The 17,759-nt window shown below is 72.2% G+C and carries 17 protein-coding genes; 2 read left to right on the top strand and 15 right to left on the bottom strand.

The window, feature by feature from the left end:
• Positions 1-14 precede the first annotated feature (14 nt).
• Positions 15-1,145: a hypothetical protein gene (locus NE234_RS23420; protein ID WP_252782641.1), complete on the top strand. Its 1,131-nt coding sequence runs from the start codon at positions 15-17 to the stop codon at positions 1,143-1,145.
• Here NE234_RS23420 and NE234_RS23415 read toward each other — a convergent pair.
• The 12 genes from NE234_RS23415 to NE234_RS23360 form a co-directional block, all read right to left on the bottom strand.
• Positions 1,099-1,680, bottom strand: a complete 582-nt coding sequence (locus NE234_RS23415; protein WP_252782640.1) for a hypothetical protein — start codon at positions 1,678-1,680, stop codon at positions 1,099-1,101. The two genes, NE234_RS23420 and NE234_RS23415, sit on opposite strands and share 47 nt — an antisense overlap.
• Entirely contained in the window at positions 1,677-2,297 is a 621-nt protein-coding gene (locus tag NE234_RS23410) for a DUF4352 domain-containing protein (protein WP_252782639.1), read from the bottom strand. The genes NE234_RS23415 and NE234_RS23410 overlap by 4 nt, the downstream gene beginning before the upstream one ends.
• Positions 2,294-2,869: a hypothetical protein gene (locus tag NE234_RS23405; protein ID WP_252782638.1), complete on the bottom strand. Its 576-nt coding sequence runs from the start codon at positions 2,867-2,869 to the stop codon at positions 2,294-2,296. The genes NE234_RS23410 and NE234_RS23405 overlap by 4 nt, the downstream gene beginning before the upstream one ends.
• A 31-nt stretch (positions 2,870-2,900) precedes the next feature.
• A complete protein-coding gene (locus tag NE234_RS23400) occupies positions 2,901-4,301 on the bottom strand; it encodes a S41 family peptidase (RefSeq protein WP_252782637.1) in 1,401 nt (466 codons plus the stop codon).
• A 117-nt stretch (positions 4,302-4,418) separates the two neighbouring features.
• Positions 4,419-5,207 carry an SDR family NAD(P)-dependent oxidoreductase gene (locus NE234_RS23395; protein WP_252782636.1) on the bottom strand — a complete coding sequence of 263 codons (789 nt, stop codon included), beginning with the start codon at positions 5,205-5,207 and terminating at the stop codon, positions 4,419-4,421.
• 14 nt (positions 5,208-5,221) lie between these two features.
• Entirely contained in the window at positions 5,222-5,704 is a 483-nt protein-coding gene (locus tag NE234_RS23390; RefSeq protein ID WP_252782635.1) for an SRPBCC family protein, read from the bottom strand.
• Entirely contained in the window at positions 5,679-6,074 is a 396-nt protein-coding gene (locus NE234_RS23385) for an ArsR/SmtB family transcription factor (protein WP_252782634.1), read from the bottom strand. Before NE234_RS23385 ends, NE234_RS23390 begins: the two co-directional genes overlap by 26 nt.
• Positions 6,075-6,153: 79 nt before the next feature.
• Positions 6,154-7,092, bottom strand: coding sequence for a J domain-containing protein (locus NE234_RS23380; protein WP_252782688.1), 939 nt, complete (start codon positions 7,090-7,092; stop codon positions 6,154-6,156).
• The gene (locus NE234_RS23375; protein WP_252782633.1) at positions 7,092-7,838 is read right to left on the bottom strand and encodes a hypothetical protein; all 747 of its coding nucleotides are present in this window, start codon (positions 7,836-7,838) and stop codon (positions 7,092-7,094) included. The genes NE234_RS23380 and NE234_RS23375 overlap by 1 nt, the downstream gene beginning before the upstream one ends.
• Before the next feature lie 87 nt (positions 7,839-7,925).
• Positions 7,926-8,981 carry a hypothetical protein gene (locus NE234_RS23370; RefSeq protein ID WP_252782632.1) on the bottom strand — a complete coding sequence of 352 codons (1,056 nt, stop codon included), beginning with the start codon at positions 8,979-8,981 and terminating at the stop codon, positions 7,926-7,928.
• A gap of 131 nt (positions 8,982-9,112) precedes the next feature.
• Positions 9,113-9,925 carry an SAM-dependent methyltransferase gene (locus NE234_RS23365; RefSeq protein ID WP_252782631.1) on the bottom strand — a complete coding sequence of 271 codons (813 nt, stop codon included), beginning with the start codon at positions 9,923-9,925 and terminating at the stop codon, positions 9,113-9,115.
• A gap of 214 nt (positions 9,926-10,139) precedes the next feature.
• Entirely contained in the window at positions 10,140-11,606 is a 1,467-nt protein-coding gene (locus NE234_RS23360; protein WP_252782630.1) for an FG-GAP-like repeat-containing protein, read from the bottom strand.
• Positions 11,607-12,003: 397 nt separating this feature from the next.
• On the opposite strand from NE234_RS23360, the gene NE234_RS23355 reads away from it, so the two are divergent.
• Entirely contained in the window at positions 12,004-15,393 is a 3,390-nt protein-coding gene (locus NE234_RS23355) for a phosphodiester glycosidase family protein (RefSeq protein ID WP_252782629.1), read from the top strand.
• Between the two features lie 36 nt (positions 15,394-15,429).
• Here the strand turns inward: NE234_RS23355 and NE234_RS23350 are convergent, their stop codons facing one another.
• The 3 genes from NE234_RS23350 to NE234_RS23340 are packed head-to-tail and all read right to left on the bottom strand — an operon-like array spanning position 15,430 to position 17,618.
• The gene (locus NE234_RS23350; protein WP_252782628.1) at positions 15,430-16,392 is read right to left on the bottom strand and encodes a hypothetical protein; all 963 of its coding nucleotides are present in this window, start codon (positions 16,390-16,392) and stop codon (positions 15,430-15,432) included.
• Between the two features lie 38 nt (positions 16,393-16,430).
• Entirely contained in the window at positions 16,431-16,850 is a 420-nt protein-coding gene (locus NE234_RS23345; protein WP_252782627.1) for a hypothetical protein, read from the bottom strand.
• Between the two features lie 60 nt (positions 16,851-16,910).
• Complete coding sequence (locus tag NE234_RS23340) at positions 16,911-17,618, bottom strand: hypothetical protein (protein WP_252782626.1); 708 nt, start codon at positions 17,616-17,618, stop codon at positions 16,911-16,913.
• Positions 17,619-17,759: the final 141 nt, after the last annotated feature.

Here is a 17,759-nt window from a genome sequence, read left to right as displayed (position 1 = left end):
TAGGCTGTGCCGACATGTACGGACGGGTCGCCTTACTGCCGGTCACGACGCTGCGGCTCGCCGGCCGGCACCTGGTGCCGCTGACGCTGTGGTTCAGCGTCGGCTACCTCGCGCGGTACGTCCTCACCTGGACCGGAGTGACGGTCGGCCACGGTGACCACGAGGGGCTCCGCCGCGTCGCGGCGACCCTCGTGTTCACCGCGCTGGTCACCGTCACGCTCGCCACCGTCATCGGGATGCTGAGCGTGCTCCGCCGCCCGGAGGACGAGTCCCTCATCGGCGCGATCTGCCGGGCGCTGTTCCCCTTCGTCGTCATCTACCTGGCCTGGGGGATGTACAAGGACGACGTCCGCGCGTTCCTGCGCGCCGACGTCGAGCGGAACCTCTACAGCGCCGCCCACGGCTCGGTGGCCGGCCGCGCGCTTTTCAACAACCTGTGGATGGCGCTGATCGCGGTGGCGGTCGCCTGGGTGCTCAAGCTCCTGCTCGAACCCCGCCGGGAACGCCGTCTCGTCGGCCCGGTGCTGGCCTACTGCGAGACGGCGTTCACCCTGTTCGCGGTGACCTCGGTGTTCGTGCTCGCGGGGAAGGCGACCGACTGGGTGACGACCCGGCGGATCTGGCCGGCGTCGATCGACCTGAGCGGCCCGACGCCCGACTACGGGCTCGGCGCGGTCACGCTCCCGCTCGTGTGGCTGGCGATGGCGGCGGTGGCCTGCGGCGTCGGGTTCGAGGTCGACGACCACAAGGCGGCGCTCGAAGGCACCCGTCTGCAGCGGTTCGCCGAGAAGGGGGACCGCAGCAAGGTCCTCGTCGCGGTGACGGCCGACTCGCGGGAACGCTGGGTGCCGCTCATCCAGGCGATCCGCCTCATCCTCCGGGCGGGGGCGCCCGCCCTCGGCCTGTTCTGCCTCTGCTACGTCGCTGTCGACGCCGCGGCCGCGTACGGCTTCCGCGGCGCGCTGCACCTCATCGGCCCGGACCACGACCCGGCGGCGTGGAAGCCGATCCTCGTGCCGCTGGAGTTCGCCCGCGAACTGCTGCGGACCGTGCTGCACGTCGCGTTGCTCGCGGCGGCCGTCGGGCTCGCGTCCGAGGTCAGCGACGGAACCGCAGCACCGGAACCGGACCCGGTTCCTGCTTGAGCGGGGCGTAGCGCACGACGGGGAAGACCCGGTCCGCGACGTCCGCCGGCACCGGGCCGCTCGCGGAGATCGTCACAGGATGACCGACCTGCCCGAGGTCGTTCAGCGGGTCGCTCCGAAGCTGCCAGCGCCGCCCGCGCTCGTCGCGCACCTCGAACAGGTCCTCGAGGGTGGACGTGCCGTCCTTGTCGAGCGCGGTCATCCGCAGCCGTACGCGTACGCCGGTGCCGGTACGCCGCAGGTCCAGCAGCCGCCAGGAGGCGTGGTTCAGCACCGCGCCGCCGCCGACCGGCACCGTCGTCACCGCCTCGTGGTAGCGGTGCCGATCGTAGTAGCGGAGCTGTTGCCACAGCGGCAGGCCCACCGCCACCGGCAGGACGACCGAGAGCGCGGCGGCGGCCCAGGCGTTCCGCCGCCCGCCGCCCGGCCGTCCGGCCTCGGGTTCCTCGGCGCTCGGCCGTCCGGCCCCGGGCTCCTCGGGTGCCCCGCTGCCCGGCCGTCCGGTCTCCGGGGCCTCGGATGGCTCGGTGCTCATGTGCTCGCCCCCGGGATCGTCGCGCGTTCCGACGCGTTCGCGACCAGCCGCCGCGCCCCGGCCTCCGTGAGGCCCAGCGGGACGTCGGCCTCCGCGGTCAGCTCGAACCCGAACGCGGGGAAGTCCTTCGGCGGGTCCTTCTCGTTGGCCGCGCGGTCGGAGACGACGAGCGTGGCACCGGCAAGCTTCGACGGCGGCACCTCGAAGACGAACGAGCCGTGCGTCCACACGCCCGGAACCAGGGTCGCCATCTCGACCGGGTCGCCGTCGTTCGCGATGACGTTCTTGACGGTGTCCCGGTAGACGTAGCCGTCGCGGGTGCGCAGCAGCGCGGTGGTGAGGAGCAGCGGCGCGCGCCGGCTCTGCGCGGAGACGGCGACGATGACGAAGACCCCGTCGGGCCGGACGACCTGGTCGCCGTCGGGCGTCGCGGACCGGGCCGCCGTGACCCGGTCCACGCGCACGACGAACCCGCCCGCGCGGACCGGCGCGCCGACGCGCCCCTCGGTGGCCAGCGGAGCGTACCGGTGGTCGTAGTCGTCGGGCGTCCTGCCCTTCACCCACCACGCGGCGACCAACAGCGCGAGCCCGGTCAGCGCGGCGACGACCCGTCTCACTCGTCCTCCCGGCGCAGCGTCAGCGGAACGGCGAACTCGCCCGGCTCCTTCGCGTTCGAGCCGACGGGCTTGCGCGACACCCAGACCACGTGACCGTAGAAGAAGTCCTCCCGGTGGTCGTAGCGCCACATCTCGAGGCGTGCGTGGAAACCCGGCGGTACGACGCTGCCGCGCGGCATGACGTACGTCAGCTCGACCGTGACCGGCACGTGCGGCGGGAGCATGTTCGTGTCCGCGCCCTGGCTCGACCCCTGGGCCATGGCCGCCCTGGGGGAAGGACCGCCGGCGGTCGCCAGGGAGATCGCGTTGACCGTGAAGTCGCTCAGGAGGACGGACCTGCGATCCTCGCTGGTCACCTGCAGCGTCACGGTGAGCAGGAGCACGCCGTCGCGCCGCCGGTGGATCAGCGCCGCGTCGGTCACGCGGACGGTGTACCGGCCGAGGTCGACGAGCGCGCCCGGCGGTCGCGTACGCGGCCTGGTCGCGGCCCGCAGGCCGCCGGTCACCCAGACGGCGGCGAGGAGGGCGAGGACCACCGCCACGGAGACGCCCAGCAGCAGTCGGCGCGCCATGCCCTCTCCCGGATCGATGGACCCCGGCAGGTTAGCGCACGGCGCGTCCGGACAGCAGCGCCACGGCGCGGTCGAACGCGGAGTCGCACCCCTCGGCCAGTTCCTCGTCGGTGAGGACCGGGGTGCGGATGTCCGGCGGGATCCCGGGGCCGTCGAAGGTCCGGCCGGTCCGGGTCAGGAACTCCTCGTCGGGCAGTCCGAAGGCCCAGCCGTTGGGCAGTTTCCGGTCGAGGATGTCGGAGAAGACGCCCTGGGTGTTCGCGCCGATCCGGACGGGCCGGGGCGAGCGGTCCATGAGCGCCTGGGTGAACGTCTCCCCGGCGCTGACGGTCGAGCCGCCGGTGAGCAGTGCCACGGGGCCCCGGTAGACGGGCGCGCCGGCGGGGCGCACGCGGATCGGCTGCGGGCGGGTGAACCCCGCCGGGTTCTGCGGGTCGTTGCGGACCCGCTTGGCGTACGCCGTGTAGGGGCGCCCGGTGAGGCGGGACGCGATCCGCAGGCCGAGCTCGTCGGAGCCGCCGCCGTTGACGCGCAGGTCGATGATGAGCCCGCGCAGGGCGGTGGGCCCGCTCGTCCGGGCGGGGGTGAGCACGGCGTCGAGCGTGCGGTCCAGCTCGGCCGCGTTCGCCGCGTACGTGTCCTCGTCGGTGTAGCCGCCGAAGCCGGAGATCCGCAGGTAGCCGAGGCCGCCGGGCAGGTCGGCGTAGGAGATCCGGCCCTGTGCGAAGTCCCGCAGCGGCGTGTCCCGCTGCGCGATGAACGCCTTGATGCGCGCGTCGTAGTCCGGCGTGGGCAGGGTCGTGCCGGGCCGGACGTGGAAGTAACGCCTGCCGTCGGCGATCAGCATGGTGTGCGCGTCGTGCAGCGGCGCGATCATCTCGTCCAGGATGGCGGCCAAGCGGTCGTCGGTGGTGCCCGCGGTCACCTGCGGGCGGTAGCGCCGCCGTACGGCGTCCCAGTCGACACCCTTGGCGGCGAAGAACGGGTAGTTCTCGGCGAAGGTCCGCCAGAAGACGTCGAACGTCGCCCGTGGATCCTTCGGCGTGGGCCGGGTGCAGCGGGCCGGCAGGGCGGCGGTCCGGCGCAGTCCTCGTACGCCGACCGACCCGTCGATGGTGAGATGGCCGCGTGGACCGTCGCGCCACACCCGGATCACGTCCCCGTCGTCATCGGTGAACGCGACCCTGCCCTCGGGACCCGCGGGGCCGGTCGCGCCGGCGGTGAAGAGGGGAAGGCAGCTCACCGCGGTCGTCTCGTATCCGGTCATCCGGCCGTGATCGATGGACAGCACGGTGGCGTACCCGTCGGTCGTCCACACGCCGTCGACCGGCGTCGCCGTGTCCGCGGCCCGGGCCGGTGGTCCGGCCACCGCCGCCGCGAGTGCCGCGGCGGCGGCCGTGGCCGTGGCCCGGAGGACGATTCGCTCGCGCACGATGGCGCTCCTTCGCGTCGGCGATGAGGACGCGGTCAGGCTATTGAGGCGCCTCCCGCCGCCGCGTCACCCTGCGGAACCGGTTCGGACGTCACCCTCCGGTACGACGGGGTCCGCTCAGCCGGGGATCGCGCCGCACGTGATGTTGATCGCCGAGCCCGTGATCGTACGGGCCAGGTCGGAGGCCGCGAAGGCGGCGGCGTTCCCGACGTCCTCCAGGGTGGCCGCGCGGCCGAGCACCGTGCGGCCCTCGATGGCGCCGGTGATCGCCTCGCGGCCCTCGAAACCCTCCGGCAGCGTCTCGGGGATCCCGCCGGTCTGCAGGGTGACGACGCGCACGCCGTACGGGCCGAGCTCGCAGGCCAGCGCGCCCCGCAGCGACTCCAGCGCGCCGAACGCGACCTGCAGCCCGCCGAGGCGCGGCGCCGGCGGGCCGTACCCGCCGAACAGCAGGATCACCCCCGAGCGTTGCCGCGTCATGTGCCGCGCCGCCGCCCGCGCGGTCAGGAACGTCGTGCGAACCGCGGTCACGACGGGCCGTTCGAAGTCCTCCAGGGACATCTCGGCGAGCGGAGTGCCCTGGACGTCGCCGTGCGCGATGACGTTGAACGATACGTCCAGGCTTCCGAAGGACGCGGCGACCGCGTCGGCGTGCTCGTCGACGGCCCGCGCGTCGAGCGCGTCGAACACCGCGGTCTCGGCCGCGCCGCCCGCCGCGCGGATCCGCGCGGCCGCCGCCTCCAGCGTCGCGGCGGTCCGCCCGACGAGGTGGACGCGCGCCCCTTCGCGGGCGAAGGCCCGGGCGACCGCGCCGCCGATCATCCCGCCGCCCCCGTAGACGACGGCGTTCCTCCCCGTCAACATCCCGCCGCCCGTGTGGATGACGGTGTTCGTCTCCGCCGGCATTCCGCCCCTCCTGTTCAGCGGCTCTGGAGCTCGGCGAGGAGCGCCGTGAGGCGCTCGTCGGACTCGCGGACGCCGTACTCCGCGCCGGACGCGACCATCCCGTCGCGATCCTCGACCGACTGGAAGCCGGACACCGACCGCACCAGGGTCCGGCCGCCGGTCTCCTCGAACGTCACCGTCTCCAGTGCGACGTGACCGGGCACGCCCTCGTACTCGAAGGTCTGCACGATGCCGCCGTCGACCGACGGCGTGCCGTGGAAGACGCCGCGGAAGCCATGCTCGTTCCCGGCGGGGTCGGTGCTGACGTACCGCCAGCGGCCGCCGTCGCGCGGCTCGTGGTACTCGAATCGCGTGGTCAGGTCGCGCGGGCCCAGCCAGCGCACGATCAGCTCCGGGTCGGTGTACGCGCGGAACACCAGGTCGCGGGGTGCCTCGAACTCGCGGGTGATGATGATCTGCGGGATGCCGGGCTCAGCGGTGATCTCGGTCTTGGCCATCGTCGGCTCCGTTCGTCGGGGCCGCGTCGGCGCGGCCCTCCGGGTCTCGTCCCTGCAGCGCCGCGAGCAGCTCGTCCAGCCGTTCGTGGCTCTCGTCCCAGAACCGCTGGTAGCGGGCCAGCCAGGTGGTCACCTCGCGGAGGGGCTCGGCCTCCAGGTGGCTGAGCCGGGCCGTCGCGCGGCGGGTACGGGAGATCAGTCCGGCGTTCTCCAGCACCTTCAGGTGCCGGGAGATCGCCGGCTGGGACACGTCGAACGGCGCGGCCAGCTCGGCCACGGTCGCGTCGCCCTGGGTCAGCCGCGTCAGGATCGCGCGCCGTGTCGGGTCCGCGAGCGCCGCGAAGACGAGGCTGATCCGATCGTCGGACACTTCATAACCACCTTGTTCTAAAACGAGTAGGTTAATAATGGGCGCGCAGGGAGGCCCCGTCAAGGACCTTCCGAAGGGTTCAGCGCCGGGTCAGCACGCCCGACGCCGTGACCTTGCCGTTCTTGTCGATGTAGGAGAGGTCGAGCCTGCCGTTCCTGCGCACGGCGAGGTGCATGTCGCCGACGTCGCATCCGGTCTGCGACGACCCGAACACGGTGTTCACCGTCAGCCGGTCATGGCCGAAGGCGAGCGGCACCGCGGTTCCCGAGCACTTGCCGTCGAGATAGCGGACCTTGCCGTTGTGCCGGCCGCTCTTCAGCGTGACCTCGGCTTTCCAGCGGACTGACTCGCCGTCGTCATGCCGCTTCGCCGTGTCCTGCACCGTCCCCGCCCACGTGCCCGCGAACCGGGCCGGGACGGCCACCGACGGCTGCGGGCCGTGATCGGGGAGGACGGCCGCGAGCAGGACGATCAGGATCGCGCCGAGCCACACGAGCCCCCACGTCACCGAACACCCGATCCCGATCCTCGCCGGCAGCGAGCGTCGCGTCCGTACGGGCCGGATGAACAGCGGGGGAGAAGGAGGCGGCGGGGGCGGGAAGAACGGCGGGGGAGGAGGGCGGCCGGGCTCGGTGGTCTCCCAGGGATCCGGGGGAGCCACCGGGCCGACGCCGGCGTTCGCCCAGGGGTCCGCGGGGGGCGGGGCGCCCGGCGTCGCGTCGGCCCAGGGATCCTCGACGATCTCGGTGTCCTCGAACTCGTCGTCGAGGTCGTACGGCGCGGAGCGGAAGGCGTCGTAGTCGGCCCGGCGGTGCTGCAGGACGTCGCGGGCGGCGTTCAGCAGCCGAATCCTGACCTCCGCCGCGGCCTTGGCCCGCGGCTCGGGGAACAGGTCCGGGTGGTTCTCCTTGGCCAGCGCGCGGAACGCCTGGCGGATCTCCGCCGGAGTGGCGTCCGCGTCCACACCGAGCAGGTCGTACGCGTCGTGCCCCGCGAGTTCGGCGAAGTCCGCCGACATCACTTGCCGATCCGGCGTGCCACCGAGGCCCGGTAGCACGTCAGCGACCAGTGCGCGGTCGCGTCGGAGTGTCCCGCCGGGATCACCTTGGTGCCGGACGCCACGGTGACGTCGCGCGCCCCGGCCAGGCAGACCATGAACATGTTCAGGTGGTGCTCGAACCCCTCGTACGCCCAGTGACAGCGCAGCACGCGCTGCCCGGACGTGAACGGCGTCTGCAGCAGCTCCTGGGCGCGGGGCGGAAGGTTGCCGAGCAGGCCGCGGTCGGCCGAGTCGAGGCCGGCGACGGGCGCGGTCGGCGGGCGCGGCCCGGACGCGAGAGCGGGACCGGCCATGGGCGTGTGCGGCGGCGGCCGGTGGTCCACGGGCACGTGCCGGAGCGAGCCGGGCTCGAACAGGAACGCCGAGATGGCGTAGACCGGGCGGTGCTCGGTGTTGATCCGCGGTTCGGCGATCGTCAGCCCCCGGTCGCCGAACACCACGGCGTACGGCCGCCCGTCCAGGCTGGAACGGTCACGCCGGGCGAACCAGTCGATGACGCCGCCGGCCAGTTCCATCAGCCGTTCCCGGGTGCGCCCGCCGATCATCTCCCAGCACTCCTGGCGGAGCTTCTCGCCGGAGTCCAGGCCCATGTCCGCGGCCTGGTGCAGCGGTGCGGCGCCGCCGGGCGAGGAGGGCTCCAGCCCGCCACCGCGCCGCGGTGCCGGACGTCCGGGATCAGCGGGGACGGGAAACGACGAGTTCACGCGCCGAGCCTCCTGACCACTTCCTGCCGACGGTTGACTCCATTATGTCGAGCGCCCGCCGCGCGGGGCAGCCGCTCGACCTCGGCCTCAGTGCTCGATCCTGATCGGGAAGCGGTGCTCGGCGGCGACCCAGTTCCCGGCGTTGGTCCGCAGGCCCGGCAGCCAGGTCCCCGGGGTGTCGCGGGCGGCGGTGAGCTGGTCCATCGCCTTGCCGCAGGCCGACTTGAGGACGTGGTCTACCGGGATGCCGCACACGCCGAATCCGGGCACGCCCACGTGGAGATCGGACGCCTCCTTGCAGGCCGCGTCGAGTTCGACGTCCGCGGTCGCGTCCAGCCGCTTGGCGAGCGCCACGATCGACTCGGGGCGGATCTGCTTCAGCGCGCTGCGCTGGTCGGCGGTGGGGGCCTCGTACCCCGAGGGGACGGCGGCGCCGGCCGGGAGCTCCTTCGGCCACTGCACGTCGTCGACGACGCGGTTCATCGCCCAGGGCGAGCCGGCGAAGTCGACGCCCGCCGAGCCCGCCGCGCCGAGCGCGAGGATGCCCCGCGTGCTGAGCTCCTGTCGTTGCAGGACCGTCACGATCGCCTTCGTCGCCTTGCCGTTGTACCGGGCGATCGTGCGCAGCGCGTTCAGGACGACCTTCATGATCTGCGCGATTCTGGCGTTGGTGATCAGAGCGGTGCCCGGCGCCGCCACGCCGGCGAGCGCGCCGGCGGTGACGGTGGTGAGGAGCGCCGATCCGACCGTCGCGGAGAGCAGGCCGAGACCGGTGTACCCGGCCGCGGTCACCGCGAGCGTCACACCGAGGGCGTCGAAATTGCCAGCGGCGTCATGGAGCGCCGACTGGTAGGGCGTCACGCGGGTCGCCATGAAGGCGTCCTTGCCCTTCTCGTTCCAGTGGAACTCATTTGCGCAGCTCTTCACGGCCGAGGTCATCTCCTCGGATGCCGTGCGGATGTGGCCGGCGATGTTCCAGCACCGCTCAGCGAGGTGCCAGATCTGAGCCGGATCGGAGACGGCCGCGCCGAAGACGGGGATGAGCAGGGCCGCCGGCCACCACAGGCTCGCGGCGTTCACCGCGCACAACGCGCCGTACGAACTCGGTGCCGACGTGATGACGTCCTCGGCTGTGACACCCATGCTGATCCCCCGGACGAGCGGCCGGCCACGTAACGATCATCGGCAGGCTACGCACCCCGGAGCGGCCGTGTCCACGGGAACGTGCGTACGCGCGGTCAGCGCTCAGGGCACCGACCGCCCGGCCGCGGTTCTCAGCGCTTGCGGGCGGCGGCTCCCAGCATCCAGACCGAGTCGCCGCCGCGGGCGGCCTCCGGGTCGTCGGGCCGCCACTTCGGCACGTTGACGAGACCGGGCTCGACCAGGTCGTAGCCGTCGAACAGGGCCTCGATCTCCTTGGGGGAGCGGAGGATCGCCGGCGAGGTGGCGCGTTTCTTGTACACGTCGGCGGCCGACTCCGCGCCGTCGGCGTTGCCCTCCGGCGTCGTGATGTGGGACAGCGCCAGGTAGCTGCCCGGCACGGACACGTCACGGAACGCCGCGACCAGGCCGTACGGGTCCTCCTCGTCGGTGATGAAGTGCAGCACCGACATGAACAGCACCGCCACCGGCTCGTCGAACCGGATCAGGCGTCGCGTGTGGGGATGGTCGAGGATCGGGCCCGGGTCGCGCATGTCCGCCTCGACGATGGCCGTGGTGCCGTCGGCGGGCAGCAGCGCCTTGGCGTGCGCGCGGACGATCGGGTCGTTGTCGACGTAGACGACGCGGGCGCCGGGCGCGACGGCCTGCGCGACCTCGTGGACGTTGCCCTGCGTGGGCAGGCCGGTCCCGACGTCGATGAACTGGCGGATGCCGGCCTCGGCCGCGAGGTAGCGCACGACCCGGCCGAGGAACGCGCGGTTCTCCCGGGCCAGCACGCGCACCTCCGGGGCCGCCGACAGGACCTGCTCGGCCGCGTCCCGGTCGACGGCGAAGTTGTCCTTGCCGCCGAGGTAGTAGTCGTACATCCGGGCCGGTGTGGGCCGGTCCGTACGAAGGTCGTGAACCGGGACCTCCTCGTCGGCCATTACGGTTCCCCCTCTTTCCGTACACGCGTGTGTTCCGGATTAGTTTGTCGCCTGGGGCAACGAATGTGAAGATCATTCTGTTCCCGGTTCCGCGCTGTTACACATTGATTCGCCCGGAACGCGAAAGGTGCGGCGTCTCACCGCGCGGCCTGGGAACGCCGACGGGCGCGGCGCCTCGTGGCACCGCGCCCGCAGGAGGACGTAGGAGTCCGGATCAGCCGGCCGAGCCGTTCCAGCCGGTCGTCAGCTGCACCCGCGCGGCGTACCCGGAGGTCCGGCCCGCGTAGACGTACATGGTCCCGGTGCTCGCCTCGACGCCGACGAGGTCCGAGGCACCGTCTCCGGTGATGTCACCGGTGAGCGTCAGCGAGCGGATGCCGCCCCAGCCCGAGCCGAGCTGCTTGGACTTGCCGAGGGCCTTGTTGCCGCCCGGGTAGACCCAGAGGGTGCCGTCCGACTTGCGCACCGCGATGAGGTCCGGCTTGCCGTCCCCGGTGATGTCGGTGACGCCGGCCAGCTTCTCCATGCCGTTCCAGCCGCCGGTGCCGATCTTGATCCGGCTGCCCAGCTTCTTGACGCCGCCGGGGTAGAGCCACAGGGTGCCGTCGCTCTTCTGGATCGCGATCAGGTCGGCGCGGCCGTCGCCGGTCAGGTCGCCGACGGCGGTCAGCTCGGCCATGCCGTTCCAGCCGCTGTTGCCGATCTTGATGCGGGTGCCGAGGGCGTTGGTCGCGCCGGGGTACAGCCACAGGGTGGCGTCGCTCTTCTGGACGGCGATCAGGTCGGCCTTCTTGTCGCCGGTCAGGTCGCCAATGCCGGTCAGCTCGCTCATGCCGTTCCAGCCGCCGCTGCCGAGGAGCTTCCGGCTCGTCGCGGCGAACTTCGGCCCGGGGTACAGCCACAGCTTGCCGGTGGCCCGGTCGGTCGCCACGACGTCGGCCGTGCCGTCCCCGGTCTGGTCACCGAGCGTGGTCAGCCCCACGTCGGTACGGCCGGTGACCAGGAACATCCCGGTCGGCTGCATGTCTGCGGCGAGCTTGGAGGCCGCGATGGTGTGCGTGCCGCCGGTGGCCTTCCACGGGTCGAAGACGGTGATCGTGCCCTTGCCGCGGTCGTAGCCGTACGCCACGATCGCGTGCCCGACCTTGCTGCCGGTCATCTTGGAGTTCCACGGCAGCTTCTCCATCCACACGCCGAGCACCGGCGCGCGCTTGAGCACGCCGACGTCGTAGGACACCTTCGCCATCAGGCTCGAGGAGGTCGAGGCGTCCGCGAAGCCGTACGAGTAGCCGAGCGGGTCGACGTAGGAGTTGAGCACGGGACGCGCCTGGGCGCCGGTCGTGCCCTTGGTGGCGCTGGTGCCCATCTTCTTGGCCAGCGTGTCCTGGCTCACCGAGACGCCGAACGTCGACAGGCTCATCGACGACGACGTCGGGACGCAGTTCATGTTCGTGTCCTGGTACTGCCCCTTCAGGGACAGCTTCGCCGACGACGGGGCCGCGGAGGCCGCCGCCGTGGTCACCTTCGGCGCCATGGCCGCCGCGCTGGGCCGGGCGACGAGGTTCGCGCCCGGCTTCGGTGGCGTCGGCGCGGCGTTCGCCGTGCCCGTCAGGCCTCCGCCGGCCAGCATCAGCGCCGCCGCGGAGCCCACCGGCAGCACCCGCCTGCCGAACGACCTCATCCGATCTCCTCACGTTCACGAGCCGGACCACCGTGCCGAGCGCCGGCCTCGGAGGGCGGCGGCACCGGTCGGCGGTCGGCCGGTCGGATACCGGCCAGGATCTTCGACGGCGCCAGATCGCTAACGGATCCGGAGAAAAGGGGAAAAGTGTCACGTCGAGGACAGGCCGGACGTCGATGTGCCGGTCCATGAAAGGGGGGAACTCGGATTGTTCGCCCCAAGGCCGACATCGGGATCGTAGCGGAAGATGATCTTTTATGGGGGCGGCCGCCGAAGTGTGAGGAAGATCGCCGGGGCCCTGATTGTTCATCCGTGCGACCGCGGCACGTCAAGATCGGTCATAGTGATCACCGCCACGGGGCGCTAGCCTCCTGCGGCACCCCCACGGAGGCCCCTCATGCGCGTACGATCCCTGCTGACCGCGGGCGCCCTTGCCCTCGGCGTTCTCGGCGCACCTGCCTGGAACGTTCCGGCCTGGGCGGAGCGGCCGCCGCGCGTGCAGGCCCCCGCGTACCAGACCGCCGTGCCCGGCGAGTCGGTCGAGGCCGACCGGGTCGACCAACCGGTGGCCCCGGGCATCGTCCGCACCACCTTCGACACGTTCGGCCGCACCGGCTGGACGCGCGTCCACGTCCTCAGCGCCGACCTGAGCGACCACTCCGTGAGCGTGGACCTGGTCGGCCGCAAGGTCAGCGAGGCCAGGCCCCTCGCCCAGGCCGCCGACGAGCAGCGCGCGGTCGCCGCCGTGAACGGCGACTACTTCGACATCACCGAGACCAACGCCGCCATCGGCCCCGAGATCCAGAACGGCACCCTCCGCAAGGGCACCGCCCAGCCGTCGACCGTCGCGGCCATCGGCACGGACGGGCTCGCCCGGCTCGCCGACCTCGCGATCCAGGGCACGGTCACCGTCGCCGGCGCCGGGCACCCCCTCGCCGCGCTCAACTCGGCCGGCGTGCCCGCCGACGGCATCGACGCCTTCACCCCGCAGTGGGGGCCGGGACTGCGCACCCTCATCCGCGACGCCGGCCCGTACACCGAGGTCGTCGTCGCGGGCGGCAAGGTCACCGCGGTGAACGACCACCTCACCACCACACCCGTCCCGGACGACGGCCTCATCCTCGTCGGCCGCGGCGCCGCCGCGCAGCAGCTCGCCACCGCCCGGCCCGGCGACGCCGCCGCGATCTCCTTCGCGCCGAAGACCGACGCGAAACTGACGATGGCGCTCGGCAGCGGCGCGGTGCTCGTCCACGGCGGCCAGGCGGTCGACTTCCCGCCGAGCACCGGCAACGACGCGCTCAAGCCCCGTACCGCCATCGGCTGGAGCGACGGCGGCCGCCGCCTGCTCCTCGTCGCCGTCGACGGGTCGTCGAGCTTCTCGGCGGGGCTGTCCTTCGACGACACGGCCCGGCTGATGGCCCGCCTCGGCGCCGGCGACGCGTACATGCTCGACGGCGGCGGGTCCACCGAGGCCGTCGCGCGCCGCCCCGGCGACTCCGGCGTCAGCGTCGTCAACACCCCCTCCGACGGCAACGAGCGGCCCGTGCCGAACGGCGTCGGCCTGTTCAGCCGCAAGGGCTCGGGCACGCTGCAGGGCCTGGACGTACAGCCGCGCGCCGACCGCGTCTTCCCCGGCCTCACCCGCGACGTCACGGCCGCCGGCTACGACGAGACGTACGCGGCCGTGTCCGTGAGCGGGCGGCAGGTGTCCTGGAACGCCGTCCCCGGCCGGCTCGGTCACGTCAGCGGCGGCGTCTTCCACGCCTCATCGCCGGGCACGGGCCGGCTGCGCGCCCGCGCCGGATCCGCGACCGGTGAGCACGACCTGCGCGTCCTCGGCCCGCTGCACCGGCTGGCCTTCACGAACCGCGCCGTCACCCTGCAGCCCGGCACCGCGACGAGCATCGGCCTGACGGGGTACGACGCCGACGGCTTCAGCGCGCCCGTCGCCCCGCGCGACGTCACCCTCTCCTACGACCACGCCGCCATCGACGTCGCCGCCGAACCCGACGGCGACCTGAAGGTCACCGGGAAGCCGGACGCGACCGGCACCGGCACCATCATCACCGCCACCGTGCACGGCGTGACGGCGAAACTCCCCGTGTCGGTCGGCCTCATCGACAAGTCCCTCGCCGAGTTCGAACCGGACGAGAAGTGGACCGCCTCGGCCGCGCGCGGCACCGCCACGGTCGACACGGTGGAGGCCCCGGACCGTCCCGGCGCGCCCGCCGGCAACCACGCGCTCCGCCTGAAGTACGACTTCACCGGCCAGCCCAGCACCTCCGCCGGCTACGCCGTCGTCCAGCCCAGCCCGATCACCCTGCCCGGCGGCGCGAGCGGCCTCGCCCTGTGGGTCAAGGGCGACGGCAGGGAGCACTGGCTGCGCGCGACCCTCCGCTCGCAGGGCACGACGAACGTGCCGTTCACGTTCGCGCTCAGCGTCGACTGGACCGGCTGGCGCCGCGTCACCGGCGCCCTGCCCGCCGGCTTCGCCGCCCCGATCACGCTGCTGAACGTCTACGTCGTCGAGACCGCCCAGGACAAGAAGGACGCCGGGGAGCTGGAGTTCGACGCGCTCGCCGCCCAGGTCGGCCAGCAGCCCGACACGCAGGAGGCGCCCGCCCCCGACCCGTACGTCCTGGAACAGCGCGGCGTCGGCGCCGGCCGCTGGACGTACGCCCTCATGTCGGACCTGCACGTCAGCGCCGCCGCGGGCGCCGACTCGTTCGCCGCGAAGCAGGCGGCCGCCGCCCTCGACCAGGCCGTCGCCGCCAAGCCCGACTTCATCCTCGTCAACGGGGACTTCGTCGACAGCGACAGCCCCGCCGACTTCGCGTTCGCCCAGCAGCTGCTGAAGGACCACGTCCCGGCGAGCCTGCCCGTCTACTGGGTGCCCGGCAACCACGAGGCGGGCCTGGGATCGAGCGGCGGACTCGACGACTTCGTCAGCGCCACCGGACGTAAGACCCGGCAGGTGTTCGACCACAAGGGCACGCGGTTCATCCTGCTCGACTCCCACAGCGGCAGCCTGCGCACCTCAGACTGGGACCAGATCCCCGCGCTGCAGGACGAGCTGAACAAGGCCGCCACCGACCGCTCGGTCACGGGCGTCGCCGTGGTGTTCCACCACCCGCCGCACGACCCGTCCGGCGCCGGCGACTCCCAGCTCACCGACCAACTGGAGGCGGGGCTCGTCGAGCGGTGGCTGGCGACGTTCAGGGAGGAGTCCGGCAAGCCGGTCGCACTGTTCAGCGGCCACGCCCACACCGCCGCCGTCACGCGTTCCGACGGTGTCCTGGAGGTCAACACCCCGGCGGTCGGCAAGACCCCGTACAGCTCGCCGGACCAGGGCGGCTTCTTCGGCTGGATGCGCGTCGGCGTCGACCCGCACCCCGGCAAGGTGCCCGCCGGGCGGCCCGACCCGGGAACGCGCGACTGGATGGAGGCGGAGAGCCGGCCGCTGATCGACGGCATCGACCTTCCCGCGCCCGCGCCGCTGGCCGTGGGCGGATCCGAGCAGGTCACCGCGACCGGGCTGACCAGCGGATTCGGCCTGAAGTTCCCGCTCCGCTACCCGGCCAGCGTGACGTGGAGCGGCGGCCCGGGCCTGCTGGTGACCGCCTCACCGGAGGAGGCCAAGGCCGCCCGCCACCGCCACGACGTCCTCGCCGTCCTGAACCCGGCCACCGGCACCCTCACCGCCCTCCGCCCGGGAACCGTCACGGTGACGGTCACCTCCGGCCCCCAGACCAAGTCCGTGCCCGTCACCCTCACCCCGGCCACCTGACCGGACCGAGGAGCGTCCGCGACGCGAGCGGCGGCGTCACCGCGACGTGGGGCGGAATCCGTGAGGGTTATCGGGATTCTGGACGGCCGCCCGGAAACCGGGAGCGTCGTTCGGAGAGGGGATCTCCATGCGCTCCCCGACGCTGGAGACATTGTCCGCCAGCGTGTTCGTCAGCGAGGCCAGAGCGCGTTCCTGATCGGCTATCGCCTGTTTGACCTTGCCGATCGCGGTCCGCATGTTGGCGAGAATCGCCAACGGGGTCGCGCCCGAAACCTTCGCCTTCTCCTCGCGCGACGCCGCCACCGAGAGATTGGTCACCGCATTGGCGAACGAGAAGGCGGCCATCACCGCCGCCAGCGCACCGCCGGCGGTCAGCACCGAGGCGGCGGCCGTGCCGACGGTGATGGTCGCCGTGACGGCGGACGGGGAGCAGTTGCACATCGCCAGTTCCGCGTGGAGCGCCTTGATGGTCTTCTGTCCGATCTCCCAGACGTCGGCGTTCGCGCGGGCCCGGACCTCCTGATGCGCCTGCAGGATGAGCGCGAGCGACCTGGCCAGTGCGGCCTGCAGCGGGACCGCCGTGTCGATGTGGTTCACGAAGAACGTGTCGAACTGGGTCCGCGCGTCACCGTGCCATTCCTGGAGATGGCTACCGATGTCCTTCGCGCGCACAGCGATCGGCAGCGCGTCGGTCCATCCTCCGGTGTGCTTGGGCAGCGGGCTTAGGAGCTGCTTGCCGGAGTCCCCGCCCTGCGGGTCCACTTTCACGGCGTTCGTGGGGTCGAGGTTGTCGGCGACGCTGAACAGGTCATCGACCGCCGACTGGCAGTTGGCCGGGTCGGTCATGCCGTACGAGGCGAACAGCTGAGGGACGTCCGCGTACTCGGTGTTGACCTGGTTCATCTCGGCCTGCCCCCTGTACGAGTCGAGGGTGGCGCTGTAGTTATGGTGGATCGCCTTGAGCGCGGCCGCCAGCACCTGCCGACCGCACGCACTCATCTCGTCAGCATGGTGATATGACACGCCTTACCCTTCCGTCATTTCTGGGTCATGATCACGCGGGGCGGCGGCGGGGGCAGCACCTTGTCGCCGAACCTGCTGATGACGCTCTCAGGCGCTCCACCCCGCCACGCCTCCCGGATCTGCGCCGCGGCGTCGGCTTCCGCGGCCTCGTAATGGGCGGCGACGTGGACGATGGCGGTGCCCGCCTCCTCGAAACTTTTGGCCGACCGACCGAGGACATCCTGGAGTCGGTTGCGCAGCGCAGTCCACGGCGCGCGAAGCTCGTCCTGCCCTCCTCCGGTTGTGGGGCAGGGAGTGAACGCCGTGTTGTCGAAGCCGGCGGTGTCGGCCACGCGATTGTTCAACGTGGCATACGTCCAGGCCAGGTGGGGCAGGGTGACCCTGCCCGCCGCCAGCAACTGGTTCAGCTCTACTACGAAGAAGGGATCTGTCATTGCGCCCTCGGTTCCTGTCGGTGCGCCTGGTCGGGTGATGGGATCGCCGGATGCCGCCCGTCACGAACTCGGCAGGCATGACGACGACGGGCTGTAAACCGGTAGGCCGGGCGTCACCGGTTCCGGATCCAGGAGGACTTCGGTCCGCGACGGGTCGGCGTTCTCCGGGACCCATGCCTCGAAGCGCACCCGCTGACCGGGCTTCAGGCCGGCGCCGATGCTCTGACCACCTGCGTCGAGCAGCCGCCCGGACGAGTCCCGGAAGATCACGGAGGCGCCGCGTCTCCCAGGCGAAGACCCGGCGGGACTCCACGTCACCTCGAAGGACACATCGGCCAGGCCGTTCGCCGACGTTCGGCTGGTATCGCGCTTCCCGACCGTGACGCCGGTGGCACGGGCGGCCGTCTGGTAGCCAGAGGTGGAGGGGTCGATCCAGCAGACGTCGCCCCCGAACGGCCCGGGATCCGGCTGAACCCTCAGGCTCGCGACCCCGTCGGGTGCCTCCTTGCGGTTGAAGTAGGTCCAACTGGCGGCCCGCTGACCCGGCATGATCAGCGGAACGGTGAAGTATTCCTGGACCGGTCGGCCCGCGGACATCAGCTCGTGTCCCTGGCCGTCCAACGGCGACACGACGAACCTGACATTGGTCGCGGTTCGTCGGCACGGATTCTCGAGGATCGCGCTGGCGAGGAACTGGTCGTTCAGCTGGTCCCGCTCGCCGGCCGAGTAGTGGTCCTTGCGCGTGACCGCGGATTCGGCGACCCGCACCTCGCACGATGATTTGTGCGTCGACGGCTGCGCGCGCGGCGTGCGGTGATCACCGGAATGGTGCGAGGACGTGCAGGCGGTCGCCATCGTTATCAGCGCGCCGACCGCGACGATGCGACGTGCCGACCGAGCGCTTCGGCC

The organism is Actinoallomurus rhizosphaericola (assembly GCF_024055675.1).
Taxonomy (GTDB): domain Bacteria; phylum Actinomycetota; class Actinomycetes; order Streptosporangiales; family Streptosporangiaceae; genus Actinoallomurus; species Actinoallomurus soli.
This window is presented reverse-complemented; position numbering and strand designations above follow the sequence as displayed.